The following is a 26,897-nucleotide window of genomic DNA, read 5'->3' as shown; positions in this document are numbered from 1 at the left end:
TTCCAAATTGCAGAAACAACAAAGGCCACCCGAAGGTGGCCTTTGTCAGCAGAGTTGCAAGCTAAGCGCGAGGCTTACTTGACAGCCCAACCAGTCAGCTCGGCCAGGGCCTTGCCGATATCTGCCAGCGAACGCACGGTTTTCACGCCTGCGTCTTGCAGAGCAGCGAATTTCTCGTCTGCAGTGCCTTTGCCGCCAGAGATGATTGCGCCAGCATGGCCCATGCGCTTGCCCGGAGGAGCAGTCACACCAGCGATGTAGGAAACAACCGGCTTGGTCACGTGTGCCTTGATGTAGGCAGCCGCTTCTTCTTCAGCCGAACCGCCGATCTCACCGATCATTACGATCGCTTCGGTCTTCGGGTCTTCCTGGAACAGCTTCAGGATGTCGATGAAGTTCGAACCCGGGATCGGGTCACCACCGATGCCGACGCAAGTCGACTGACCGAAACCGGCGTCAGTAGTCTGCTTCACAGCTTCGTAGGTCAGGGTGCCGGAACGGGAAACGATACCGACCTTGCCTGGCAAGTGAATGTGACCTGGCATGATGCCGATCTTGCATTCGCCTGGAGTGATCACGCCTGGGCAGTTAGGGCCGATCAGGACTACGCCCAGCTCGTCGCACTTAACTTTAGCGTCCAGCATGTCCAGGGTAGGAATGCCTTCGGTGATGCAGACGATCAGCTTGATGCCGCCGAATGCCGCTTCCAGGATCGAATCTTTGCAGAAAGGAGCCGGAACGTAGATCACGCTGGCGGTAGCGCCAGTGGCCGCTACTGCGTCTTTAACGGTGTTGAACACTGGCAGACCCAGGTGCTCGGTGCCGCCTTTGCCTGGAGTTACGCCGCCAACCATCTTGGTGCCGTATTCGATGGCTTGCTGGGTGTGGAAACTACCTTGCGAACCGGTAATACCCTGGCAGATAACTTTGGTGTCTTTATTGATCAGGACGCTCATTATTTGCCCTCCGCAGCTTTGACAACTTGTTGAGCAGCGTCGGTCAGGCTGGTAGCAGCGATGATGTTCAAACCGCTTTCTGCCAGTACTTTAGCGCCCAGCTCAGCGTTGTTGCCTTCAAGGCGAACAACAACCGGGATTTTCACGCCGACTTCTTTCACAGCGCCGATGATGCCTTCGGCAATCATGTCGCAGCGAACGATGCCGCCGAAGATGTTGACCAGTACTGCAGCGACGTTGGTGTCGGACAGGATGATCTTGAACGCTTCAGTTACGCGTTCTTTGGTAGCGCCACCACCTACGTCGAGGAAGTTGGCTGGCTTGCCGCCATGCAGGTTGACGATGTCCATGGTACCCATGGCCAGGCCAGCACCGTTGACCATGCAGCCGATGTTGCCTTCCAGTGCTACGTAGTTCAGTTCGAACTTGGCAGCGTGCGCTTCGCGCGGATCGTCTTGCGACGGATCGTGGAAAGTCTTCAGCTTAGGCTGACGGTACATTGCGTTGGCGTCGATGTTGATCTTGGCGTCCAGGCAGTGCAGATCGCCGTCAGCCTTGATCACCAGCGGGTTCACTTCCAGCAGAGCCAGGTCGTGATCCTTGAACAGCTTGGCCAGACCTACGAAGATCTTGGCGAACTGAGCAACCTGCTTGCCTTCCAGACCCAGCTGGAATGCCAGCTCGCGACCCTGGAATGGCTGAGCGCCAACCAGTGGATCGATAGTGGCTTTGAGAATTTTTTCTGGAGTGTCGTGAGCGATTTTCTCGATGTCCACGCCACCTTCGGTGGAAGCCATGAACACGATGCGACGGCTCGAACGGTCAACGACAGCGCCCAGGTACAGCTCTTTAGCGATATCAGTGCACGATTCAACCAGGATCTTGGTGACTGGCTGGCCATTGGCGTCAGTCTGGTAAGTCACCAGACGCTTGCCCAGCCACTGCTGTGCGAAGGCTTTGGCGTCTTCTTTGCTGCGAACCAGCTTGACGCCGCCCGCTTTACCGCGACCACCGGCGTGGACCTGGGCTTTGACAACCCACTCACTGCCGCCGATTTTGTCGCAAGCTTCTGCTGCTGCTTCCGGGGTGTCTACTGCGTAACCAGTGGAAACTGGCAGGCCGTATTCAGCGAACAGCTGCTTACCCTGATACTCGTGAAGATTCATGCTTTTTACCGTCTTCGTTAGGTACTGCGCATTCGGCGCTGCGCTCGTTTGAGTGCCGCGCCACCTGTGACTGCTGCTTGCGTAGCCTTTCCGGATAACCGGTGCAGCTACGCAAGACTGCGTCCAGCGGACATTCCGCGGTGAGACTTGCTCGCAAGGCTCACGACGGGCCGTTACCGCCGTGGTTTCTTATTGTCTGTTAACGCTTTTTGCGGTTGGCAATGTGGATGGCGCCGCCATTCACAGCCAGAGCAGCTTCGTGCAAGGCTTCAGACAGGGTCGGATGGGAGAAAACCATCATGCCCAGGTCTTCAGCGCTGGTGCCGAATTCCATACCGATCGCGCCCTGCTGAACCAGTTCTGCAGCGCTCGGGCCAATCACGTGCACGCCCAATACGCGGTCAGTCTTGGCATCAGCGATGACCTTGACGAAACCACCGGTATCGTTGGCGGCCATGGCACGGCCGGAAGCGGCGAACGGGAAGGTGCCGACGTTAACTTCAACGCCTTCAGCTTTCAAGGCCTGCTCGGTTTTGCCAACCCACGCGATTTCCGGGTGAGTATAAATAACCGAAGGGATCAGGTCATAGTTCATCTGGGCTTTGTGGCCCTTGATGCGCTCGACAACCATGATGCCTTCTTCGGATGCCTTGTGCGCCAGCATCATGCCGCGAACCACGTCACCGATGGCGAAAACGCCCGGTACGGTGGTCGCGCAGTGATCGTCAACGTGCACGAAACCGCGCTCGTCGAGGGTCACGCCGCTGTCGGCAGCCAGCAGATCAGTGGTCACCGGACGGCGACCAACGGCTACGATCAGCTTGTCGAACGTGATGGTCTGCTCGCCGTTGGCATCGGTGTAGTTCACAACGACTTCGTCGCCATTCACTTTCGAGCCGGTTACGCGAGCGCCCAGTTTGATGTCCAGACCTTGTTTGGTCAGGGTTTTCAGCGCTTCCTTGGAAACAGCGGTGTCCGCTGCCATCAGGAAGGTGTCCAGAGCTTCGAGGACAACCACTTCCGAACCCAGACGCGACCACACCGAACCCAGTTCCAGACCGATCACGCCAGCGCCGATCACGCCCAGACGCTTAGGTACGGATTGGAATTCCAGAGCGCCAGTCGAATCGACGATGACTTTCTGATCAACCGGAGCTGGTGGAATGTCAATCGGACGCGAACCTGGAGCCAGGATGACGTTTTCAGCTTCGATGACTTCAACCGAGCCGTCTGGCTTGGTGACTTCGACCTTCTTGCCAGCCAGCAGTTTGCCGTGGCCCTGGATCGAAGTAACGCCGTTGGCCTTGAACAGGGTGGCAACGCCGCCGGTCAGGTTCTTGACGATGCCAGCCTTGCGGCCAACCATCGCAGCGACGTCCATTTTGACTTCGCCAGTCGAGATACCGTGAACGTTGAAGCTTTCTTTCGCTTCCTTGTATTTCCAGGAACTGTCGAGCAGCGCCTTGGAAGGAATGCAGCCCACGTTCAGGCAGGTGCCGCCCAGGGCTTGCTTGCCTTCTGCGTCGGTGTACTTCTCGATGCAGGCAGTGGTCAGACCCAGCTGCGCGGCCTTGATGGCAGCCACGTAGCCACCAGGGCCAGCACCGATCACTACTACGTCAAATTTCTGCGACATTCAAAAAATCCTCTTTAGCGAAAAGCTTCAAGCCGCGCGCCCCAAGCCAAGCTGCCCTTTCCTGCAGCTTGAAACTTGAAGCCCGCGACTGCTTCTATCAGATATCCAGCAACAGACGAGCCGGATCTTCCAGCAGGTTCTTGATGGTCACCAGGAAGGTCACAGCTTCTTTGCCATCGATCAGACGGTGATCGTAGGACAGTGCCAGGTACATCATCGGACGGATAACGACCTGACCGTTGATGGCCATAGGACGCTGGATGATGTTGTGCATGCCCAGAATCGCTGCCTGCGGCGGGTTGACGATCGGGGTCGACATCATCGAACCGAAGGTACCACCGTTGGTGATGGTGAAGGTACCACCGGTCATCTCGTCCATCGACAATTTGCCGTCACGGGCTTTCTTGCCGAAAGTGGCGATGCCGCCTTCGATTTCAGCCAGGCTCATCAGCTCGGCGTTACGCAGAACCGGAACAACCAGGCCACGGTCGCTGGAAACGGCAACGCCAATGTCCGCGTAGCCGTGGTAAACGATGTCGCCGCCGTCGATCGACGCGTTGACAGCCGGGAAGCGTTTCAGCGCTTCGGTAGCAGCCTTGACGAAGAACGACATGAAGCCCAGGCGTACGCCGTTGTGGGACTTCTCGAACAGATCCTTGTACTTCGAACGCAGGGCCATGACTTCAGTCATGTCGACTTCGTTGAAAGTGGTCAGCATCGCCATGTTCGACTGTGCTTCAACCAGACGCTTGGCCACGGTGGCACGAACGCGGGTCATCGGTACGCGCTTCTCGATGCGGTCGCCAGCGGCGAACACAGGAGCGGCAGCCGAAGGAGCAGCAGCCTTGGCAGGCGCGGCAGCCGGAGCGGCTTTCTTGGCAGCAACAGCAGCCACCACGTCTTCCTTGGTCACACGACCACCTTTGCCGGTGCCGGCAACGGAAGCGATGTTGATGCCGTTTTCTTCAGCCAGCTTGCGCGCAGCTGGAGCAGCAACAGGATCGTCTTCGCCTTCGCCAGCAGCTGGAGCGGCGGCAGCAGCAGCCGGAGCAGCAGCGGCGGCTGGAGCAGCGGCAGCGCTGCCCTCTTCGATCGAGCCCAGTACCTGGTTGGAAAGAACGGTATCGCCTTCGTTGGCAACAATTGCGCCCAGCACGCCGTCAGCTTCAGCCAGGACTTCGAGTACGACTTTGTCGGTTTCGATGTCGACGATCAGGTCGTCACGCTTGACGGCCTCACCTGGTTTCTTGTGCCAAGTGGCAACGGTGCCATCGGCAACCGATTCCGGGAATGACGGGGCTTTGATTTCGATAGCCATTATCTGTGGGTCCTTAAAATTCGGTTTCAGTCAGCGCGAAGGCGTTAAACAGTGAAAGCATCTTGCAGCAGTTTTTCCTGCTGCTCGGCGTGCATCGATGCGTAACCACAAGCAGGTGCAGCAGAAGCCTCACGGCCCGCGTACTCAAGTACGAGAGACTTGTCGAGGTTACCGATGCTACGGCGCAAGTGATGCTGGCTGCAGTACCAGGCGCCCTGGTTCATCGGCTCTTCCTGACACCAAACGGCATTTTTGACGTTGGTGTACGGAGCCAGGACTTCTTTCAAGTCGTCCTCAGGGAATGGATACAGCTGCTCGATCCGCACGATGGCGATATCTTCACGGCCTTCGGCACGGCGTTTTTCCAGCAGGTCGTAGTAGACCTTGCCGCTACACAGGACAACACGCTCGACCTTTTTCGGGTCCAGAGTATCGATTTCCGGGATCACGGTCTGGAACGAACCTTCGGCCAGATCTTCCAGGGTCGAGATGGCCAGTTTGTGGCGCAGCAGCGACTTCGGCGTCAGCACGATCAACGGCTTGCGCAGCGGGCGAATCACCTGACGACGCAGCAAGTGGTAGATCTGTGCTGGCGTGGTCGGTACGGCGACCTGAATATTGTGCTCGGCGCACAGTTGCAGGTAACGCTCAAGACGTGCCGAGCTGTGCTCAGGGCCCTGACCTTCGTAACCGTGTGGCAGCAACATGGTCAGACCGCAGAGACGGCCCCACTTGTGCTCGCCGCTGGTGATGAACTGGTCGATAACAACCTGTGCACCGTTGGCGAAGTCGCCGAACTGGGCTTCCCAGATCACCAGCGCATCCGGCGTGGTGGTCGAGTAACCGTATTCGAAGGCCAGTACCGCTTCTTCCGACAGGAACGAGTCGTACAGGTCAAAGCGTGGCTGACCGTCGTACAGGTGCTGCAGCGGAATGTAGGTGCCCGCGTCTTTCTGGTTGTGCAGCACAGCGTGACGGTGCGAGAACGTACCGCGGCCGATGTCCTGACCGGTCATGCGGATCGGGTGACCTTCGAACGCCAGGGTCGCGTACGCCATGGTTTCGGCGTAACCCCAGTTGATCGGCAGGCCGCCGGCTTGCATCTTCTGACGGTCTTCGTAGATCTTCGAGACCTGACGCTGAACCACGAAGCCTTCCGGAATTTCCAGCAGCTTGGCGGACAGTTCTTGCAGGGTCTTCAGATCAAAACGCGTGTCGTGACGCGCAGTCCAGGCGTGGCCCAGATACGGACGCCAGTCCACGAACAGTTCTTTGTTCGGCTCTTTGACCAGCGATTTCACGACGTGCAGACCGTTGTCCAGCGCGTTGCGGTATTCGTCGACTTTCGCCTGAACACGCTCTGCGTCCAGTACACCGCCCTGGGTCAGACGATCAGCGTACAGCTCACGGGTGGTGCGCTGCTTGGTGATCTGCTGATACATCAGAGGCTGAGTACCGCTTGGCTCGTCGGCCTCGTTGTGGCCGCGACGACGGTAGCAGACCAGGTCGATCACCACGTCACGCTTGAACTGCATGCGGTAGTCGATGGCCAGTTGGGTCACGAACAACACGGCTTCCGGATCATCACCATTCACATGGAGGATTGGCGCCTGGATCATCTTGGCAACGTCGGTGGCGTACTCGGTGGAACGCGAGTCCAGCGGGTTGCTGATGGTGAAACCGACCTGGTTGTTGATCACGATGTGCACGGTACCGCCGGTCTTGAAACCGCGGGTCTGCGACATCTGGAAGGTTTCCATGACCACGCCCTGACCTGCGAATGCAGCGTCACCGTGGATGGAGATCGGCAGAACCTTCTCACCGGTCGGGTCGTTACGACGATCCTGACGGGCGCGAACCGAACCTTCTACCACCGGGGAAACGATTTCCAGGTGGGACGGGTTGAACGCCATGGCCAAGTGAACTTCACCGCCGGCGGTCATCACGTTGGACGAGAAGCCCTGGTGGTATTTAACGTCACCGGAACCCAGCTCGACCTTCTTCTTGCCTTCGAACTCGTCGAACAGCTCGCGCGGGTTCTTGCCGAAGGTGTTGACCAGCACGTTCAGACGGCCACGGTGGGCCATGCCGATGACGACTTCCTTGGTGCCGTAGGAACCGGAACGCTGGATCAGTTCGTCGAGCATCGGAATCAGGCTTTCGCCGCCTTCCAGACCGAAACGCTTGGTGCCCGGGTATTTGGTGCCCAGGTATTTTTCCAGGCCTTCACCGGCAGTCACGCGCTCAAGCAGGTGGCTCTTGATGTCGGCGGAGTACGTCGGACGACCACGCACGCTTTCCAGACGCTGCTGGAACCACTGGCGCTGCTCGGAATCGGTGATGTGCGTAAATTCAGCGCCGATGGTGCGGCAATATGTCTGCTGCAACGCTTCGTGAATTTCGCGTAGGCTCGCTTCCTCTTTGCCGATGAACAGGTCGCCGGCACGGAAGGTCGTATCAAGATCGGCATTGGTCAAGCCGTAATGATTGATCGACAGGTCTGCAGGTGCAGGACGCTGCCACAGTCCCAGCGGGTCAAGCTGGGCTGCCTGGTGGCCACGCATACGGTAGGCCTGGATCAATCGCAGCACTTCAACCTGCTTCTTCTCGTGCTCACTGCTCACGCTGCCGGCGGAAACCGGTTGGGCGCGGCGCTGGTTCTTTGCCAGCAGCACGAAATGATCGCGAATCGTGGAGTGCGAAACATCAGTGGCAGAGTTGCCGTCGGCAGGCAACTTCTGAAAGTAGGTGCGCCACTCTTCTGGCACAGCGTTAGGGTCGTGCAGGTAGAGCTCATAAAGCTCTTCCACATAGGCAGCGTTTCCACCTGAAAGGTAGGCGCTGTTCCACATGCGCTGCATCACGCTTTCTTGCATGCTTGGTCACCCTCGGTTAGGGGAACACCATCGATGTCGACACCGAGCAAACTTGCAGAAGTCCGAATGCAGCGACTAAAACAAGCCACTTAGGATCACACTGATAGTCCGGGTACCAGCCCGGATGCCCCTGCTTGTCTCATTTCTTCAAAATAAGAGCGGCAGCTTGTGGCTACTGCTCTGGTTATAGCCATGACGCGGGTTGAAGCCCGCGCCACAGCCTCTACGGTGCAGCGGTTACAGCAGCTGAATCACACGCCGCTCGAAAGCAGCATGTTACGGATGTGACCGATGGCCTTAGTCGGGTTCAGGCCTTTCGGACATACGTTGACGCAGTTCATGATGCCCCGGCAGCGGAAGACGCTGAACGGGTCATCGAGCGAAGCCAGACGCTCGTTGGTCTTGGTGTCACGGCTGTCTGCCAGGAAGCGATAAGCTTGCAGCAGCGCAGCTGGACCCAGGAACTTGTCCGGGTTCCACCAGAAGGACGGGCACGAAGTCGAGCAGCAAGCGCACAGGATGCACTCGTACAGACCGTCGAGCTTTTCGCGCTCTTCTGGCGACTGCAGACGCTCGATGGCCGGAGCCGGCGTGTCGTTCTGCAGGTAAGGCTTCACCTTCTCGTATTGCTTGTAGAAGATGCTCATATCGACGACCAGGTCACGGATAACCGGCAAACCTGGCAGCGGACGAACAATCAACTTGTTACCTTTTACAACGGCGGACAGCGGCGTGATGCACGCCAGACCGTTCTTGCCGTTGATGTTCATGCCGTCGGAGCCGCAGACGCCTTCACGGCAAGAGCGACGATAGGAGAAACCCTCGTCCTGCTCTTTGATCAGGGCCAGCACGTCCAGCACCATCAGGTCTTTACCACCGGTATCGACCTGGAATTCCTGCATGAACGGCGCAGCGTCCTGATCAGGGTTGTAGCGATAAACACTGACTTTCAACATGGCGGTCACCCTTAATAAGTCCGGACTTTAGGTTCAAAAGTCGGAACAGTCTTCGGCGAGAAGTTCACGGCACGCTTGGTGACGCGCTTGTCACCCGGGAAGTACAGGGTGTGGCACAGCCAGTTTTCGTCGTCACGATCTTCGAAGTCCTCACGGGCGTGAGCACCGCGCGACTCTTTACGGACTTCGGCAGCGATGGCGGTAGCTTCAGCCACTTCCAGCAGGTTTTGCAGTTCCAGCGCTTCGATACGGGCAGTGTTGAACGCCTGCGACTTATCGTTGATCTTCACGTTGGCGATGCGGGTACGCAGGTCAGCGAGCTGAGCGATACCTTTCTGCATGTATTCGCCGGTACGGAATACGCCGAAGTAGTTCTGCATGCAGCTTTGCAGTTCGCGACGCAGGGTTGCCACATCTTCGCCATCAGTACGGCTGTTCAGCGCGTTCAGACGCGACAGGGCAGCTTCGATGTCGGCTTCGGTAGCGTCGTCGTATTCGATGCCATCAGTCAGCGCTTTTTCCAGGTGCAGGCCGGCAGCGCGGCCGAATACCACCAGGTCGAGCAGCGAGTTGCCGCCCAGACGGTTGGCACCGTGCACCGATACGCAAGCCACTTCACCTACTGCGAACAGACCAGGGATGATCTGATCCACGCCTTCGGCGTTCTGGGTGATCGCCTGGCCGTGGATATTGGTGGCAACGCCGCCCATCATATAGTGGCAAGTCGGAACAACCGGAACCGGCGCAACAACAGGGTCAACGTGAGCGAACGTCTTCGACAGTTCGCAGATGCCTGGCAGACGGCTGTGCAGCACTTCCTCGCCCAAGTGGTCGAGTTTGAGCATTACGTGGTCGCCATTCGGACCGCAACCGTTGCCGGCGATGATTTCTTTAACCATCGAACGAGCAACCACGTCACGACCGGCAAGGTCTTTGGCGTTCGGAGCATAACGCTCCATGAAACGCTCGCCGTGCTTGTTGATCAGGTAACCACCTTCACCACGGCAACCTTCGGTAACCAGTACACCGGCGCCGGCGATGCCGGTCGGGTGGAACTGCCACATTTCAATGTCTTGTACCGGCACGCCAGCACGCAGAGCCATGCCGACGCCGTCACCGGTGTTGATCAGGGCGTTGGTGGTGGAAGCGTAGATACGACCTGCACCGCCGGTAGCCAGTACGGTGGCCTTGGCGCGGATGTAGGTGGTTTCGCCGGTTTCGATGCAGATCGCGATCACACCGACGAATTCGCCTTCCTGGTTTTTCACCAGATCAACAGCGTAGTACTCGTTCAGGAACGTGGTACCGGCTTTCAGGTTGCCCTGATAAAGGGTGTGCAGCAGTGCGTGACCGGTACGGTCGGACGCCGCGCAAGTACGTGCAGCCTGACCGCCCTTGCCGTAGTCCTTGGACTGACCACCGAACGGACGCTGGTAGATACGGCCTTGCTCGGTACGCGAGAACGGCAGACCCATGTGGTCCAGCTCGAAAACCGCGGCCGGGCCTTCCTGACACATGTACTCGATAGCATCCTGGTCACCGATGTAGTCGGAGCCCTTGACGGTATCGTACATGTGCCAGCGCCAGTCATCGTTCGGGTCAGCGGACGCGATTGCGCACGTGATGCCGCCCTGGGCGGACACAGTGTGCGAACGGGTCGGGAAAACCTTGGTGATCACGGCAGTCTTGTGACCGCCCTGCGCCAGTTGCAGCGCAGCGCGCATGCCGGCACCGCCACCACCAATAATGATGGCGTCGAAAGAAATCGTTGGAATGTTAGCCATGAATCAGATACCCCAGAGAATCTGCACACCCCAGACGAAGTAAGCGAACATCGCGATGCCGCAAACTGCCTGGAAAAGGAAACGTACTGCAGTCGCGGACTTGCCCAGCGCCATTGGCGTCAGGTAGTCGGTCGCGATGGTCCACATGCCGACCCAGGCGTGAGCGCCAAGGGCAACGAGGGCCAGCAGACTGAAGATACGCATCCCGTTGTGAGCGAACAGGCCGTGCCACTGGTCGTAGCCAATGCCCGGATTCGCTGCAAGGTATCCGATCAGGAAAATGAAATAAGCCGCGAGAACAACCGCAGACACACGTTGCGCCATCCAGTCATAGAGGCCCGAACGCGAAAGGTTCGTAACGCTGGTTACCATATCCAAACTCCTGCCAGAACGATCAGCACCACGGAAATGGCGATGATGATTTTCGAGCCCAGGCGGCCGCCTTCCAGCGTCTCACCGATGCCCATGTCCATGATCAAGTGGCGCACACCGGCTACCAGGTGATACAGCAGAGCGGACAGGAGGCCCCATGCTACGAACTTGGCCAGCGGGCTGGTCAAGCATGCCTTCACTTCGGCAAAACCTTCCTCGGAACCCAGAGACTTGCCCAATGCATAAAGCATGAAGCCGATACCCAGGAAGAGGATGATGCCGGAAACACGGTGAAGAAACGACGTAACGCCGGTGATGGGGAGTTTGATGGTCCTTAGGTCTAGGTTTACAGGTCGTTGGCTTTTCACGGCTTTTTTTTCACACTGAAGAGCCCCTAACAATCAGGGCAAAGTTGTTGGGGAGTGCACTGGTCAGGTAACCACCACCCAGGGATGCGACCCCCAACAAAGCTGGCCCAAAAGCCCTTGGCGGTCGGTGGCCGAGTATAGACAGTTAGGTTACTAATGACAACGCAATCACCTACCCCAAATAGCTGATTGCACAAGTCGTATAAAAGGCGTAAATGGCAGTCAATTTCGAGGAAAAAGTGCGCTTAAAGCCTTCTGGAGCAAGACTTTAGGCAAATTGACATTCGAATTTATCTCACTATAGTGGTGCGGGCCCTGCGTGGGGGGTCTGTCTGATGGTTCAAGCATAAATAGGAGGCCACATGGCTGACAAAAAAGCGCAGTTGATCATCGAGGGCGCAGCCCCCGTCGAGCTGCCCATTTTAACCGGCACCGTTGGTCCCGATGTAATTGATGTTCGGGGCCTGACGGCCACGGGCCGCTTCACGTTCGACCCTGGTTTCATGTCGACCGCCTCGTGCGAGTCGAAGATCACCTATATCGACGGCGACAACGGCATTCTGTTGCACCGCGGCTACCCGATCGAACAGCTGGCTGAAAAATCGGACTACCTGGAAACCTGCTACCTGCTGCTCAACGGCGAATTGCCGACCGCAGAACAGAAGGCCCAGTTCGTCAGCACCGTGAAAAACCACACCATGGTTCACGAGCAGCTGAAAACCTTCTTCAACGGCTTCCGTCGCGACGCCCACCCGATGGCCGTCATGTGCGGTGTAGTCGGCGCCCTCTCGGCCTTCTACCACGACTCCCTGGACATCAATAACCCGCAGCATCGCGAAATCTCCGCGATCCGTCTGGTTGCCAAGATGCCGACCCTGGCAGCGATGGTTTACAAGTACTCCATGGGCCAACCCATGATGTACCCGCGCAACGATCTGACGTACGCGGAAAACTTCCTGCACATGATGTTCAACACCCCGTGCGAGATCAAACCGATCAGCCCGGTGCTCGCCAAGGCCATGGACCGGATCTTCATCCTCCACGCCGACCACGAGCAGAACGCTTCGACCTCTACCGTGCGCCTGGCCGGCTCTTCGGGTGCCAACCCGTTCGCCTGTATCGCCGCCGGTATCGCTGCACTGTGGGGCCCTGCCCACGGCGGTGCGAACGAAGCTGTGTTGACCATGCTTGACGAGATTGGCGATGTTTCGAACATCGACAAGTTCATCGCCAAGGCCAAGGACAAGAACGATCCGTTCAAACTGATGGGCTTCGGTCACCGCGTTTACAAGAACCGCGACCCTCGCGCGACTGTAATGAAGCAGACCTGCGACGAAGTGCTGAAGGAACTGGGCATCAACAACGATCCGCAACTCGAACTGGCCATGCGCCTGGAAGAGATCGCGCTGACCGACCCGTACTTCATCGAACGCTCGCTGTACCCGAACGTCGACTTCTACTCGGGGATCATCCTCAAGGCGATCGGCATTCCGACCAGCATGTTCACGGTGATTTTCGCGCTGGCACGTACGGTTGGCTGGATCTCCCACTGGAAAGAGATGCTCTCCAGCCCGTACAAGATTGGCCGTCCGCGCCAGTTGTACACTGGTTACGAGTCGCGTGACATTTCCAAGCTGGAAGACCGCAAATAAGACTTGTCTTGCGATGACGTCTTAAAGTTGTACCGGGAACGGCCTCTATTTATATAGGGGCCGTTTTTGTTTGTGCTGTGGCAGTTTTATTGGATTGGGGGCATATCCGTTGCCGCGGGTGGTGCTGCTGGCGGTTTCGCTCTTACAGCGAGTCACCTTTTCCAAACGCCGAAAAGGTAACCCAAAAGGCTTTGCCCCGGCGTACGGCACTTCGCTGAGGCTCAGTGTTCCCTCGCTACGGTGTCCATCCGGGGGCATCGCCTACGGTTTGCTTCGCTGCACCTCCTCTCGATGTATGCGGCTACGCCGCACGGCGCTGCGCGCCTACCCCCGGATGGACACCTACGCTCGGCCTGCCGATGGGGCAAAAGATCAAAAGCCAAAGCCAAAGCCAAAGCAAGATCAAAAGCCAGATCAAGAGCCCCTCACCCTAGCCCTCTCCCGGAGGGAGAGGGGACTGACCGAGTGGTTTGGTAGAGGTACGCCGACGTGCGATACCGCGTTGAACTCAGATTCTGAAAAGCTCACAAATCGGCTCCCTCTCCCTCGGGAGAGGGCTGGGCGGGCGGCGTTCCGATGAGGGGCAAATCCACCACCGAACCAAAGCCGAACACACGCTCTTCACCACTCAACAGGATGAACGTTAGCTCGGCTGCAGCTCTTGATCTGTAAGCGACGTCGGAAGGCTGAGTGGAGGGATTGATCCGGGCGTGGGAGCGCAGCGACCGTTTGGCGAAGCCAAACACAGCGAGAGGAGGTGCAGCGAAGCAAACCGTAGGCGCTGCGCCCGGATCGATCCCGCAGCGAAGGAACCCCGAGCCCCAGCGAGCGGGCCGGACGTAGGAGCAAGCGTTTTTTGCTTACTTTTTTTGGCGTTTGAAAAAAAGTGAGTCGCCGTAAGGGCGAAACCCTAATCAGCCGTTACCGCAGCAACGGATATACACCCAATAAAAAACACACCAAAGTCCGATAACCGCCCACAAAAAATGCCCCGATCTCTCAACCGGGGCATTCAGCACAACATTACAAAACCATCAAACCATCAATGCGAAACCGCCCCACTCGCCCCCAACCCCGTCTGCGAACGCACAAACTGCGGGAAGAACAACGCCCGCTCATTGTCCGCAGCCGCCGACTTGTCAGTAATCGAGAAGAACCAGATCCCCACAAAGGCAATGATCATCGAGAACAACGCCGGATACTCGTAAGGGAAGATCGCCTTCTCATGATGCAGAATCTGCACCCAGATGGTCGGGCCAAGGATCATCAGGCCAACCGCACTCACCAGACCCAACCAGCCGCCAATCATCGCCCCACGAGTGGTCAGCTTCTTCCAGTACATCGAAAGCAACAGCACCGGGAAGTTACAGCTGGCAGCGATCGAGAACGCCAGGCCCACCATGAACGCAATGTTCTGACTTTCGAACAAGATGCCCAAGCCAATCGCCAGCACCGCCAAGGCAATGGTGGTGATCTTCGAGACACGAATCTCGTCCTTCTCGTTCGCCTTGCCCTTCTTGATCACACTGGCGTACAGGTCGTGAGAAACCGCCGAAGCACCGGCCAGGGTCAGGCCTGCCACTACCGCCAGAATGGTCGCGAACGCCACCGCCGAGATAAAGCCGAGGAAGATACTGCCGCCGACCGCATTGGCCAGGTGCACCGCCGCCATGTTGTTGCCGCCCAACAGCGCGCCAGCAGCATCTTTGAAGGCCGGGTTAGTGCTGACCAGCAGGATCGCGCCGAAGCCGATAATGAAGGTCAGGATGTAGAAGTAGCCAATGAAACCGGTTGCGTAGAGCACGCTCTTGCGGGCTTCTTTTGCGTCACTCACGGTGAAGAAGCGCATCAGAATGTGTGGCAGACCAGCCGTACCGAACATCAGCGCCAGACCCAGCGAGAACGCCGAAATCGGATCCTTGACCAGACCGCCCGGGCTCATGATCGCTTCGCCTTTGGCGTGAACCTTGATCGCTTCGGAGAACAGCGTGTTGAAGTCGAAGCCTACGTGCTTCATCACCATCAGCGCCATGAACGAGGCGCCGGACAGCAACAGCACAGCCTTGATGATCTGTACCCAAGTGGTCGCCAGCATGCCGCCGAACAGCACGTACATGCACATCAGCACACCCACCAGAATCACCGCGACGTGGTAGTCCAGACCGAACAACAGCTGAATCAGCTTGCCGGCACCGACCATTTGCGCGATCAGGTAGAACGCCACCACCACCAGCGAGCCGCAGGCAGACAGGGTGCGGATCTGGGTTTGCCCGAGGCGGTAGGACGCCACGTCGGCAAAGGTGTATTTACCCAGGTTACGCAGGCGCTCGGCGATCAGGAACAGAATGATCGGCCAGCCCACCAGGAAGCCGATCGAGTAGATCAGGCCATCGTAGCCGGAGGTGAACACCAGCGCGGAAATCCCCAGGAAGGACGCCGCCGACATGTAGTCACCGGCGATCGCCAGACCATTCTGGAAACCGGTGATCTTGCCGCCCGCCGCATAGTAGTCGGCCGCCGAATTGTTTTTCTTCGAGGCCCAGTAGGTGATGTATAAGGTCGCGCCAACGAACGCGACGAACATCAGGATCGCCGGAATGTTCAGTGGCTGTTTGGCCACTTCACCGGTCAACGCGTCAGCCGCCCAGACACTCGGCGCGAACGCCGCAACACTCAATAAAGCCAGTAGACGCCGGATCATTGCTGAGCCTCCTTGAGAATCGCATTGTTCAAGTCGTCGAACTCGCCATTGGCGCGGCGCACGTAGATAGCGGTGAGGATGAATGCAGAAAGAATGAGTCCGACACCGATTGGAATTCCCCAGGTAATCGAGGATTCCGGACTGAGTTTCGCGCCCAGAATGTGTGGCCCGTAAGCGATCAACAGGATGAAGCCAGAGTAAAGCCCGAGCATGATCGCCGAGAGTATCCAGGCGAACTTTTCCCTTTTTCGCACCAGCTCCTTGAATCGGGGACTGTTTTGAATCGAGAGGTAAATGCTGTCGTTCATTGTTTTTATCCTCGCAGCACAGATTATTGTTGGAACGTAGCTAATGTATGCGGCTGCGAGCGCGGTAACAGACGACCTTAGTAGTAGAACGCCATGACGTATTTGCCATTCTTGAGCACACACAAAAAACTGTGGGAGCTGGCTTGCCAGCGATGGCGTCGTGTCAGCCAACTATTAGTCAACTGAGAGAACGCTATCGCGGGCAAGCCCGCTCCCACAGGGTTCGTGGTGAACGATGCTATTTCGGGTTACTTAGTCCAGTCAGCCACGCGATCCGGGTGTTTGGCTACCCAATCCTTGGCCGCTGCGTCAGGCTTGGCACCGTCCTGAATCGCCAGCATGACCTCGCCGATTTCGTCTTTCGACGCCCACTGGAAGTTCTTCAGGAACTTGGCCACTTCCGGTGCTTTGGTCGCGAGTTCTTTGCTGCCGATGCTGTTTACGGTTTCGGCTGCGCCGTACACGCCTTTCGGGTCGTCGAGGAAGCGCAGTTTCCACTTGGCGAACATCCAGTGCGGCACCCAACCGGTGACCGCGATGGATTCGTTTTTCTTCTCGGCACGGGTCAGCTCGGCAATCATGCCGGCGCCGGAACTGGCTTTGAGGCTGTATTTGTCGAGACCGTAGTCCTTGATCGCCTGATCGGTCTTGAGCATCACGCCTGAACCGGCGTCGATGCCGACGATGCGATTCTTGAAGGTGTCGTCGGTTTTCAAGTCTTCGATCGACTTGGCTTTCACATACTCCGGCACGATCAGGCCGATTTTCGCATCCTTGAAGTTCGGGCCGTAATCGACGACCTGATCCTTGTTCTTCGTCCAGTATTCACCGTGGGTCACGGGCAGCCAGGCCGAGAGCATGGCATCGAGCTTGCCGGTGGCCACGCCCTGCCACATGATCCCGGTGGCGACGGCTTGCAGTTTCACGTCGTAGCCGAGCTTCTGTTTGATCACTTCGGCCGCCACGTGGGTGGTCGCGACGCTGTCGGACCAGCCGTCAACGTAACCGATGTTCAGGGTCTGTTTTTCTGCGCTGGCGAAAGTGGAACTCATCGCAAGCACCAGAGCAGCACTTGCGCCTAAAAGTCGTCGCATCTTCATCGTTACTTCCCCGAAATGCTGCGCCCGACGGATGACGGGCGGCGTCAACGTATTGTTATGGTGCACGGCGCCCCCATCACGCCTGACCGCAAACTCGTTAGAACATCAGCGGAGCACTGATGGCTTGATCATCAACCTCAGGCGGCAGTCGACCTGCTCTGCCAGCGACCTCAAGACAACGAGAAACGACATCACAAGGCCATTAATGACGTCTGAATATTTGGCGCCAGACAATCCGCCCGAACTTTGCATGTCAAAATCATGCGAGCCACCAACCCCTCTATAAATGCAGGTAACATGCGTCGCTTTGCAGCCACTCGGCCTGACCATGTCCGCGACCTCCCGCTTCCCTTTTCTGCCTTATCTCTTCGCCTGCCTGCTGGGGCTGTTTGCACTCGCTGGCTTCTGGTACGGCCTCGGCCAACCGGTGATCCTGCCGGACGCCGCTACGCCGACGCATAAATTGCAATGCGCCTCCTACACCCCGTTCGATAAAGACCAGTCGCCGTTCGACGTGCCGTTCAAGCTGCGCCCCGAGCGCATGGACGCTGACCTCGCGCTGCTGGCGACACGTTTTGAGTGCATTCGCACCTATTCGATGACCGGCCTCGAGGCGCTGCCGGATCTGGCGCGCAAACACGGCTTGAAATTGATGATCGGCGCGTGGGTCAACAGCAACCCGGTAGACACCGAGAAAGAAGTCGACCTGCTGATCAAATCAGCCAACGCCAACCCGGACGTGGTCAGCGCGGTGATCGTCGGCAACGAAGCGCTGCTGCGCAAGGAAGTCACTGGCGCGCAACTTGCCCGGTTGATCAACAAGGTCAAGGGCCAGGTCAAGCAACCGGTCACCTATGCCGATGTCTGGGAGTTCTGGCTCAAGCATCCGGAAATCGCACCGGCGGTGGATTTCCTGACCATCCACTTGCTGCCGTACTGGGAGGATGATCCGTCGAACATTGACGTCGCCCTGCAACATGTCGCGGATGTGCGTCAGGTGTTCGGCAATAAATTCGCGCCGAAAGACGTGATGATTGGCGAAACCGGCTGGCCGAGCGAAGGCCGCCAGCGCGAGACCGCCCTGCCGAGCCGGGTCAACGAGGCCAGGTTCATTCGTGGTTTTGTCGCGATGGCCGAGAAAGAAGGCTGGCATTACAACCTGATCGAAGCGTTTGACCAGCCATGGAAGCGCGGCAGTGAAGGCGCAGTGGGCGGTTACTGGGGACTGTTCGATGCTGATCGTCAGGACAAAGGCGTACTCGCCGGACCGGTGACGAATGTACCGTTCTGGAAAGAATGGCTGGCGGTCGGCGGGTTGATTTTCCTTGGCACGCTGATCCTTGGCGGTCGCGTTCGGACCACGCGCTCGGCGCTGGTGTTGCCGCTGCTGGGCGCCCTCGCCGCTTGCTCGATTGGCGCCTGGGGTGATCTGGCGCGGGTGACCACGCGGTTCACCAGTGAGTGGCTGTGGGTCGGTTTGCTGACGGCGCTGAATCTGTTGGTACTGGCACACGCGGCACTGACGCTGAGCGCGCGAACTGGCTGGCGTGAGCGGGTGTTCAATCTGCTGGAGCGGCGCGCCGGCTGGCTGCTCGCGGCAGCAGGCTTTGCCGCAGCGGTGATGATGCTGGAGATGGTGTTTGATCCGCGTTATCGCAGCTTTGCAAGCATGGCGTTTGTGCTGCCGGCGCTGGTTTATCTGTGCCGGCCGGTCAGCGTGCCGCGTCGTGAAATTGCCTTGCTGACCTTCATTGTCGGCGCGGGGATTGCGCCGCAGCTGTATCAGGAAGGTTTGCAGAATCAGCAGGCGTGGGGTTGGGCGTTGGTGAGTGTGTTGATGGTGGCGGCTCTGTGGCGCTGCCTGCGCGTTCGAAAAGACTGATCAAAAGCAAGATCAAAAGATCGCAGCCTTCGGCAACTCCTACAAGGTGTACGCCATTTCAATGTAGGAGCTGCCGAAGGCTGCGATCTTTTCCATCAGGCGCTACGTGACTCGCGGACCAACCGCAACCCGGCAATCACCAGCGCAAACACTGCCAACGTGGTGTTGTACAACGCCAGTGCCGGCATCCCAAACACCAGCGCCAGCACCGCCAGCCACCACCCTGCCCGCCCCGGCAAGACAAAACCGATCAACGCCGCACCCAGCGCCGTCCAGCCCAACACCTTGAAGTGAATCATCAAGCCAAGGTTCGACCGCACCTGACATTCCCAACGGCTGGCCTCGTCGACGCAGATGCCCACCCACTTGCCGTCTTCCATAAAGCCATACCGCGCGCCATAACTGGCGGCCAGCCACAACGGCAACAGAACGAGCAGTAAAATCACGGGCAAACGGCGGGACATGAAACACTCCAATCTTCGGAAATCGGCGGCCAGCTTAATCTGCCGCCAGCCGTGTGCAAGAACTAACAACTGTTAACTGTTCATTCAGGGCGTGCAAAGTGTATCGTCCAGCTACTATTACTCCGAATTCTGCCTGTTTGGTGCCGCAGCATGGCACTTTGGCGCAACCCCGGTGGTCATAGCCTGCGAACTTCATTCGGCACCTTCCTCTAAGGGATCTAGTCATGCTCCGTTCCTTGCGCTTCGCCGCGCTGTTCAGCGGCCTTATTTTGAGTGCGTCCGCACTGGCGGTGGATATCGACGCCGCCAGTTATGGCTACCCCCTGACCAACCCGTTCGAGGCGACCATCGCCACGACGCCGCCGGACTTGCGCCCGGAATTGCCGCTGGACGACGACATCAATCAGTCGGACCGCAGCCTGACCTTGCGCCCGGAGCGAGAGTTCATCCTGCCGGACAACTTCTGGGCGGTGAAAAAGCTCACCTACCGCATCGCCACCCAGGACAAACCGGCCCCGCTGATCTTTCTGATTGCCGGCACCGGCGCACGTTATGACAGCACGCTCAACGAATACCTGAAAAAGCTCTACTACAAGGCCGGCTACCACGTCGTGCAGTTGTCGTCGCCGACCAGTTTCGACTTCATCAGCGCCGCCTCACGCTTCGCCACCCCGGGCGTGACCAAGGAAGATGCCGAAGACATGTACCGGGTGATGCAAGCCGTGCGCGCGCAAAACCCGAAACTGCCGGTGACCGAGTACTACCTGACCGGTTACAGCCTCGGCGCCCTCGATGCTGCTTTCGTTGCGCATCTGGACGAGACGCGCCGCAGCTTCAATTTCAAGAAAGTCCTGCTGCTCAATCCGCCGGTCAACCTCTACACCTCGGTGACCAACCTCGACAAGCTCGTGCAAACCGAGGTGAAAGGCATCAACACCAGCACCACATTCTACGAGCTGGTGCTGTCCAAGCTGACCCGCTACTTCCAGCAGAAAGGCTACATCGACCTCAATGACGCGCTGCTTTACGACTTCCAGCAGTCCAAGCAGCACCTGACCAACGAACAGATGGCGATGTTGATTGGCACCTCGTTCCGTTTCTCGGCGGCCGACATTGCCTTTACCTCGGACCTGATCAACCGTCGCGGCCTGATCACCCCGCCGAAATTCCCGATCACCGAAGGCACCAGCCTCACACCGTTTCTCAAGCGTGCGTTGCAGTGCGACTTCGACTGCTACCTGACCGAACAGGTCATTCCTATGTGGCGTGCACGCACCGACGGCGGCAGCCTGCTGCAACTGATCGATCAGGTGAGCCTGTATGCGCTCAAGGATTACCTGCACGACAGCCCGAAAATCGCCGTGATGCACAACGCCGATGACGTGATCCTCGGTCCGGGCGACCTCGGTTTCCTGCGCAAGACCTTCGGTGATCGACTGACCGTTTATCCACTCGGCGGCCATTGCGGCAACCTTAACTACCGCGTCAACAGCGACGCCATGCTGGAGTTCTTCCGTGGCTAAACATCTCCTGCTGATTGCAGCGCTACTCTGCGCAGGCGTGGCCCAGGCCGACAACAGTAAAGCCAACGCGCCCGTGGTGGTCGACAGCGACGGCTTCAAAGAGCCGCTGTCCAAACTCAAGTTCAATCCGGGGCTGGATCAGCGCGAATTCGAGCGTTCGACGCTCAACGCGCTGAACGTCTACGACCCGCTGGAGTCGTGGAACCGCCGGGTTTACCACTTCAACTATCGCTTCGACCAATGGGTGTTCCTGCCGGTGGTCGATGGCTATCGCTACATCACGCCGAGCTTCGTGCGCACCGGCGTAAGCAACTTCTTCAACAACCTCGGTGACGTGCCGAATCTGGTCAACAGCCTGTTGCAGTTCAAAGGCCAGCGCTCGATGGAAACCACCGCGCGCCTGCTGCTCAATACCACCATCGGCATCGCCGGTCTGTGGGACCCGGCTACTGCCATGGGCCTGCCGCGCCAGAGCGAAGACTTCGGTCAGACCCTGGGCTTCTACGGTGTACCGGGCGGCGCCTACTTCGTGCTGCCGATCTTCGGACCGTCGAACATCCGTGACACTGCCGGTCTTGCCGTGGATTACACCGCCGAATCGGCGATCAACTTCCTCAACGTCTCGGAAGTCAGCTCCAACCATCCGGAAGTCTGGGCGTTGCGTGCAGTCGACAAGCGTTATCAGACCAGCTTCCGTTACGGCCAGATGAACTCGCCGTTCGAGTACGAGAAGGTGCGTTACGTGTACACCGAAGCGCGCAAGTTGCAGATCGCCGAATAGTTTTTGGCAGGTACAAAAAAGGGCCATTCGATGCGAGTCGAATGGCCCTTTTTCAATGGCACAACACTCCTACAAAGGTTATGTGTTGTTGATTAGTTTTTCAGGGCTTTCCAGATCTTGCCGACAACGGCAACCACCGCCAGCACCACCGCGCCAGCGATGATCCCCGCGACACCATTGAGCAACATCGGCACCGCAAACCCGGCACTACCGGCCGCCGCACCAACGCCTTCAATCCAGTCATGCACTACCGGCACGCCATGGGTGAGGATGCCACCGCCGACCAGGAACATCGCCGCCGTACCGACCACCGACAGGGTTTTCATCATGTACGGTGCCGCACTCAGGATGGCGCTGCCGACTTTCTTGGCAAACTGCCCAGGCTTTTGCGTCAGCCACAGGCCGAGGTCGTCGAGTTTGACGATGCCCGCCACCAGGCCATAAACGCCCACCGTCATCACAATCGCAATGCCGGACATCACGATCACTTGCTGAGTCAGCGAGGCCGTTGCCACGGTGCCCAGAGTGATGGCGATAATCTCTGCCGAAAGGATAAAGTCAGTGCGAATCGCGCCTTTGATCTTGTCCTTTTCGTACGCCACCAGATCGGTCGCCGGATCAGCTACCGCCTCAGTCAGTTGCGCATGTTCGGCCTCGTCTTCAGCCTTGCTGTGCAGAAACTTGTGCGCAAGCTTCTCGAAACCTTCGAAACACAGATACGCACCACCCACCATCAACAACGGTGTTACCAGCCACGGTACGAACGCACTGATCGCCAGCGCCGACGGCACGAGGATCAATTTGTTGACGAAAGAACCTTTGGCCACGGCCCAGACCACCGGGATTTCCCGCTCGGCACGCACGCCGGAGACCTGCTGGGCGTTGAGCGCCAGATCATCGCCGAGCACCCCGGCGGTCTTCTTGGCAGCCATTTTGGTCATCAACGCCACGTCGTCCAGCACGGTGGCAATATCGTCGATCAGCACCAGCAAACTGCTTCCTGCCATGAATCCTGTTTCCTTTTATGTATGAATGTTGCGAAGCATAACGCGACCGCAGGCCACATGGGGCATTGTTGAGCGCTGCGCGAGGCCGGTGCTACCATGCGCAACCGCCAGAACAGGCAAGGAACCACCGGGTTTATGAGCACAATCCGCGAGCGCAACAAAGAACTGATCCTGCGTGCCGCCAGTGAGGAGTTTGCCGACAAGGGCTTCGCTGCGACCAAAACCAGCGACATCGCCGCCAAGGCGGGATTGCCCAAGCCCAACGTCTACTACTACTTCAAGTCCAAGGAAAACCTTTACCGCGAGGTATTGGAAAGCATCATCGTGCCGATTTTGCAGGCCTCGACCCCGTTCAATCCGGACGGCGTACCGAGCGAAGTGCTGAGTGGCTACATCCGCTCGAAGATCCGCATCTCCCGCGACCTGCCCTTCGCCTCGAAAGTATTTGCCAGCGAAATCATGCACGGTGCGCCACATTTGAGCGCCGATCTGGTCGAGCAACTCAACGGCCAGGCCAAGCACAACATCGACTGCATCCAGAGCTGGATCGACCGCGGCCAGATCGCCCCGATCGACCCTAATCACCTGATGTTCAGCATCTGGGCCGCGACCCAGACTTACGCCGACTTCGACTGGCAGATTTCTGCGGTGACCGGCAAGGACAAGCTGGACGAGGCGGATTATGAAGCGGCGGCACAGACAATTATCCGGTTGGTGTTGAAGGGGTGTGAGCCGGACTGAAGTATTGCGGTGACGCCATCGCTGGCAAGCCAGCTCCCACAGGTTTATGTGTTGAATTCAGATTTGGCAAACAACACAAATACCTGTGGGAGCTGGCTTGCCAGCGATGGAGGCAACTCGGTTCAAAATTGTTAAAGCCAAACGGCATCCCACAGCGGATAGTCGCCAATCTTTTCGACGAGTCCCGCCCGTAAAGGGTTGGCTACGACATATCGCGCCATTTTCACCAGATCCTCTTCCCGCCGCAGCGCACGATCGTGAAAGCCCTGCTGCCAAAGCGGACCTTTCCTGTTGATAGAAATATTCACTTCCCGCGTAATCAACGACTTGGTTTCGCGCATCAGCTTTTTGAGCGAACAATTTTCCAGTTCGACCAGCCAGTGAAAATGATCGGGCATGACAACCCAAGCCAGTGAGTTCGCTAATCCGAGGTCTTGTGCCCGCCGAAATTGATGAACCACCAATCTGCCCAAAACGAAATCGGCAAAGATCGGTTCGCGATCAAGTGTGTTAGTGGTCAGTAGATAGATTCTATTAGGCTCGGCATAGCGGCCGGCACGCAGACGATGTGAAGCAGGAAGATCAGGCAATCCATTGCCCCTTCATGATGAGTTCATCAAAAGGCTAGACCTCAGTGATCTATTTGGCTGGACATGTCTTTTTTCATGATGTGTCAGTCAGGCCGCCATCGCTGGCAAGCCAGCTCCCACAGGGTTTTGTATTGGTTACAAAATCTCAATACGACAGAGAACCTTGTGGGAGCAGGCTTGCCAGCGATGACTTTCGGTCAGACGCTACAGATCAAGCAGCCACCCCCGCATCCGCCCGCAACTCCAACGCCTCCACCGCTTTAATCGCCACTTGCTCATCAATATCCGAAAGATCCCCGCTAATCCCGATCGCGCCCAGCACGTTCCCCGCCTGATCCCGAATCAACACACCACCCGGTGCCGGCACGACGCTGCCCTGGCCCATGCTGTTGAGTGCGGCAATAAACGCCGGGCGTTGTTGTGCATCCAGTGCCAGCAGGCGTGAGCCTTTGCCCAGGGCGATGGCGCCCCAGGCTTTGCCGATGGCGATGTTCGGGCGCAGCAGGCTGGCGCCGTCTTCGCGTTGCAAGGTGATCAGGTGGCCGCCGGTATCGAGTACCGCGATGGTCAGCGGCGCGGCGTTGATGCCGCGCCCTGCATTGATGGCCTGATTGACCAGGTTGACTGCGACTTTCAAGGTTAAAGCGCTCATGGTGCCGTCCTCATTTTGTTATAGGGAAAGTCGTGGGCCTGCGGTTTTGTGCCGCAGGCCGATGCAACAAATAGAACACAATGAGTTATTTTTTTGTATACAATAATTCTCGAAAAGCGCCACATGCGACGAAAAGCCACACTCAGACAGGCTTCCGACGAATGAAACAGGCGCTTGAGAAAATGGATTGACCTGCGCCGTCCGCCGTGAATACACTCTGCGCAAAGCCACTTGTATACAATTACAAAACGTAAAGAGGCACAAAACCATGAGCAAAATGAGAGCAATCGAAGCCGCCGTTCTGGTGATGCGCCGTGAAGGGGTTGATACCGCTTTTGGCATCCCGGGCGCTGCCATCAACCCGCTGTACTCCGCCTTGCAGAAAGTCGGTGGCATCGATCACGTCCTTGCTCGCCACGTTGAAGGCGCCTCGCACATGGCCGAGGGCTACACCCGCACCAAGGCCGGCAACATCGGCGTGTGCATCGGCACTTCCGGCCCTGCCGGTACCGACATGGTCACCGGGCTCTACAGCGCCTCGGCCGACTCGATTCCAATCCTCTGCATTACCGGCCAGGCACCCCGCGCCCGTATGCACAAGGAAGACTTCCAGGCTGTCGACATCACCAGCATCGTCAAGCCAGTGACCAAGTGGGCGACCACTGTTCTGGAACCGGGCCAAGTGCCTTACGCGTTCCAGAAAGCCTTCTTCGAAATGCGCTCCGGCCGTCCAGGTCCGGTGCTGATCGACCTGCCGTTCGACGTGCAGATGGCCGAAATCGAATTCGACATCGACGCCTACCAGCCACTGCCATTGGCCAAGCCGACCGCGACCCGCGTTCAGGTTGAAAAAGCTTTGGCTTTGCTGGATCAGGCTGAGCGTCCATTGCTGGTGGCCGGCGGCGGCATCATCAACGCCGACGCCAGCGATCTGCTGGTTGAATTCGCTGAACTGACCGGCATTCCGGTGATCCCGACCCTGATGGGCTGGGGCACCATCCCGGACGATCACCCGTTGATGGTCGGCATGGTCGGTCTGCAGACTTCGCATCGTTACGGCAACGCCACCATGCTGAAATCCGACGTGGTGTTGGGGATCGGTAACCGTTGGGCTAACCGTCACACCGGTTCGGTTGACGTTTACACCGAAGGTCGCAAGTTCATTCACGTCGACATCGAAGGCACGCAGATCGGTCGTGTGTTCACCCCGGATCTGGGCATCGTTTCCGACGCCGCTGCTGCGCTGACCGTGTTCATCGAAGTGGCCCGTGAATGGCAAGCCGCCGGCAAGCTGAAAAACCGCAGTGCCTGGCTGCAAGACTGCCAGCAGCGCAAAGCCAGCCTGCATCGCAAGACCCACTTCGACAACGTGCCGGTAAAACCGCAACGCGTTTACGAAGAAATGAACCAGGTGTTCGGCAAGGACACCTGCTACGTCAGCACCATTGGTCTGTCGCAGATTGCCGGCGCGCAGTTCCTGCACGTCTACAAGCCGCGTCACTGGATCAACTGCGGTCAGGCCGGCCCGTTGGGCTGGACCATTCCGGCTGCGCTGGGCGTGGTCAAGGCCGATCCGAGCCGGAAAGTCGTGGCCCTGTCGGGGGACTATGACTTCCAGTTCATGATCGAAGAACTGGCGGTCGGCGCTCAGTTCAAACTGCCATACATCCACGTCGTGGTGAACAACTCGTACCTGGGTCTGATCCGTCAGGCCCAGCGCGGGTTCGAAATGGACTACTGCGTGCAGCTGTCCTTCGATAACCTGAACGCGCCGGAACTCAACGGTTACGGTGTTGACCACGTCGCAGTGGCTGAAGGCCTCGGCTGTAAGGCACTGCGTGTGTTCGAACCATCGGAAATCGCCCCTGCCCTGCGCAAGGCCGAACAGATGATCGAAGAGTTCAAGGTGCCGGTGATCGTCGAGATTATTCTGGAGCGTGTGACCAACATCTCCATGGGCACCGAGATCAACGCCGTCAACGAATTCGAAGACCTGGCGCTGGTCGGCAACGATGCGCCAACGGCGATTTCGCTGCTTGATTGAACGTAGCTAGCCCCCTCTCC

22 protein-coding genes are annotated in these 26,897 nt (G+C 58.0%); 6 read left to right on the top strand and 16 right to left on the bottom strand.

What is annotated here, in order from left to right; translation table 11 throughout:
* Positions 1–74: 74 nt before the first annotated feature.
* From sucD to sdhC, 9 genes are all read right to left on the bottom strand, one after another.
* Entirely contained in the window at positions 75–956 is an 882-nt protein-coding gene (sucD, locus tag AC3IUF_RS08660) for a succinate--CoA ligase subunit alpha (protein ID WP_007919877.1), read from the bottom strand.
* Positions 956–2,122 (bottom strand): ADP-forming succinate--CoA ligase subunit beta, encoded by a 1,167-nt coding sequence (gene sucC, locus AC3IUF_RS08655; protein ID WP_007919879.1) that lies wholly within the window; start codon positions 2,120–2,122, stop codon positions 956–958. Before sucC ends, sucD begins: the two co-directional genes overlap by 1 nt.
* Positions 2,123–2,321: 199 nt before the next feature.
* Positions 2,322–3,758 (bottom strand): dihydrolipoyl dehydrogenase, encoded by a 1,437-nt coding sequence (gene lpdA / locus AC3IUF_RS08650; protein WP_007919881.1) that lies wholly within the window; start codon positions 3,756–3,758, stop codon positions 2,322–2,324.
* A 97-nt stretch (positions 3,759–3,855) separates the two neighbouring features.
* A complete protein-coding gene (gene odhB, locus AC3IUF_RS08645; RefSeq protein ID WP_007919883.1) occupies positions 3,856–5,076 on the bottom strand; it encodes a 2-oxoglutarate dehydrogenase complex dihydrolipoyllysine-residue succinyltransferase in 1,221 nt (406 codons plus the stop codon).
* A gap of 44 nt (positions 5,077–5,120) precedes the next feature.
* Entirely contained in the window at positions 5,121–7,952 is a 2,832-nt protein-coding gene (locus AC3IUF_RS08640; protein ID WP_007919886.1) for a 2-oxoglutarate dehydrogenase E1 component, read from the bottom strand.
* A gap of 251 nt (positions 7,953–8,203) precedes the next feature.
* Positions 8,204–8,908 carry a succinate dehydrogenase iron-sulfur subunit gene (locus tag AC3IUF_RS08635; RefSeq protein ID WP_007919888.1) on the bottom strand — a complete coding sequence of 235 codons (705 nt, stop codon included), beginning with the start codon at positions 8,906–8,908 and terminating at the stop codon, positions 8,204–8,206.
* A gap of 11 nt (positions 8,909–8,919) precedes the next feature.
* Positions 8,920–10,692 (bottom strand): succinate dehydrogenase flavoprotein subunit, encoded by a 1,773-nt coding sequence (sdhA, locus tag AC3IUF_RS08630; RefSeq protein ID WP_007919889.1) that lies wholly within the window; start codon positions 10,690–10,692, stop codon positions 8,920–8,922.
* Between the two features lie 3 nt (positions 10,693–10,695).
* Positions 10,696–11,064, bottom strand: coding sequence for a succinate dehydrogenase, hydrophobic membrane anchor protein (gene sdhD / locus AC3IUF_RS08625; RefSeq protein ID WP_007919900.1), 369 nt, complete (start codon positions 11,062–11,064; stop codon positions 10,696–10,698).
* Positions 11,058–11,432: a succinate dehydrogenase, cytochrome b556 subunit gene (gene sdhC / locus AC3IUF_RS08620; protein WP_038363944.1), complete on the bottom strand. Its 375-nt coding sequence runs from the start codon at positions 11,430–11,432 to the stop codon at positions 11,058–11,060. Before sdhC ends, sdhD begins: the two co-directional genes overlap by 7 nt.
* A 362-nt stretch (positions 11,433–11,794) precedes the next feature.
* On the opposite strand from sdhC, the gene gltA reads away from it, so the two are divergent.
* A complete protein-coding gene (gene gltA, locus AC3IUF_RS08615; RefSeq protein ID WP_007919904.1) occupies positions 11,795–13,084 on the top strand; it encodes a citrate synthase in 1,290 nt (429 codons plus the stop codon).
* 1,042 nt (positions 13,085–14,126) lie between these two features.
* Here the strand turns inward: gltA and AC3IUF_RS08610 are convergent.
* From AC3IUF_RS08610 to AC3IUF_RS08600, 3 genes are all read right to left on the bottom strand, one after another.
* Positions 14,127–15,785 (bottom strand): cation acetate symporter, encoded by a 1,659-nt coding sequence (locus tag AC3IUF_RS08610; protein ID WP_007919906.1) that lies wholly within the window; start codon positions 15,783–15,785, stop codon positions 14,127–14,129.
* A complete protein-coding gene (locus AC3IUF_RS08605) occupies positions 15,782–16,093 on the bottom strand; it encodes a DUF485 domain-containing protein (RefSeq protein ID WP_007919908.1) in 312 nt (103 codons plus the stop codon). The genes AC3IUF_RS08610 and AC3IUF_RS08605 overlap by 4 nt, the downstream gene beginning before the upstream one ends.
* A 248-nt stretch (positions 16,094–16,341) precedes the next feature.
* Positions 16,342–17,193, bottom strand: coding sequence for a glycine betaine ABC transporter substrate-binding protein (locus tag AC3IUF_RS08600; RefSeq protein WP_007919916.1), 852 nt, complete (start codon positions 17,191–17,193; stop codon positions 16,342–16,344).
* A 286-nt stretch (positions 17,194–17,479) separates the two neighbouring features.
* On the opposite strand from AC3IUF_RS08600, the gene AC3IUF_RS08595 reads away from it, so the two are divergent.
* Positions 17,480–19,075, top strand: a complete 1,596-nt coding sequence (locus AC3IUF_RS08595; RefSeq protein ID WP_489280871.1) for a glycoside hydrolase family 17 protein — start codon at positions 17,480–17,482, stop codon at positions 19,073–19,075.
* 95 nt (positions 19,076–19,170) lie between these two features.
* Here AC3IUF_RS08595 and AC3IUF_RS08590 read toward each other — a convergent pair whose 3' ends face one another.
* Entirely contained in the window at positions 19,171–19,539 is a 369-nt protein-coding gene (locus AC3IUF_RS08590; protein WP_007919927.1) for a hypothetical protein, read from the bottom strand.
* Positions 19,540–19,763: 224 nt separating this feature from the next.
* Between AC3IUF_RS08590 and AC3IUF_RS08585 the strand changes: the two genes are divergently transcribed.
* Together AC3IUF_RS08585 and AC3IUF_RS08580 are read left to right on the top strand one after the other, a co-directional pair.
* The gene (locus AC3IUF_RS08585; protein WP_007919928.1) at positions 19,764–21,062 is read left to right on the top strand and encodes a serine protein kinase PrkA; all 1,299 of its coding nucleotides are present in this window, start codon (positions 19,764–19,766) and stop codon (positions 21,060–21,062) included.
* Positions 21,055–21,843, top strand: a complete 789-nt coding sequence (locus AC3IUF_RS08580) for an MlaA family lipoprotein (protein WP_123374660.1) — start codon at positions 21,055–21,057, stop codon at positions 21,841–21,843. Before AC3IUF_RS08585 ends, AC3IUF_RS08580 begins: the two co-directional genes overlap by 8 nt.
* Before the next feature lie 92 nt (positions 21,844–21,935).
* Here the strand turns inward: AC3IUF_RS08580 and AC3IUF_RS08575 are convergent, their stop codons facing one another.
* Positions 21,936–22,850, bottom strand: coding sequence for a DUF808 domain-containing protein (locus AC3IUF_RS08575; RefSeq protein WP_414916248.1), 915 nt, complete (start codon positions 22,848–22,850; stop codon positions 21,936–21,938).
* Between the two features lie 135 nt (positions 22,851–22,985).
* Here AC3IUF_RS08575 and AC3IUF_RS08570 point away from each other — a divergent pair, with 135 nt between their 5' ends.
* Positions 22,986–23,591 carry a TetR/AcrR family transcriptional regulator gene (locus tag AC3IUF_RS08570; protein ID WP_007919931.1) on the top strand — a complete coding sequence of 202 codons (606 nt, stop codon included), beginning with the start codon at positions 22,986–22,988 and terminating at the stop codon, positions 23,589–23,591.
* A gap of 131 nt (positions 23,592–23,722) precedes the next feature.
* On the opposite strand, the gene AC3IUF_RS08565 is transcribed toward AC3IUF_RS08570, so the two are convergent.
* Together AC3IUF_RS08565 and AC3IUF_RS08560 are read right to left on the bottom strand one after the other, a co-directional pair.
* Positions 23,723–24,181, bottom strand: coding sequence for an REP-associated tyrosine transposase (locus AC3IUF_RS08565; protein ID WP_042704959.1), 459 nt, complete (start codon positions 24,179–24,181; stop codon positions 23,723–23,725).
* A 211-nt stretch (positions 24,182–24,392) separates the two neighbouring features.
* Positions 24,393–24,833: a GlcG/HbpS family heme-binding protein gene (locus tag AC3IUF_RS08560; RefSeq protein WP_007919933.1), complete on the bottom strand. Its 441-nt coding sequence runs from the start codon at positions 24,831–24,833 to the stop codon at positions 24,393–24,395.
* 268 nt (positions 24,834–25,101) lie between these two features.
* On the opposite strand from AC3IUF_RS08560, the gene gcl reads away from it, so the two are divergent.
* Positions 25,102–26,877 carry a glyoxylate carboligase gene (gene gcl, locus AC3IUF_RS08555; protein WP_007919935.1) on the top strand — a complete coding sequence of 592 codons (1,776 nt, stop codon included), beginning with the start codon at positions 25,102–25,104 and terminating at the stop codon, positions 26,875–26,877.
* The last annotated feature ends 20 nt before the right edge of the window (positions 26,878–26,897 follow it).

The sequence above is a fragment of the Pseudomonas sp. KH_040 genome (assembly GCF_057839305.1).
Note: the sequence above shows the minus strand (reverse complement) of the source record. Positions and strands in the feature narration are given on the sequence as shown.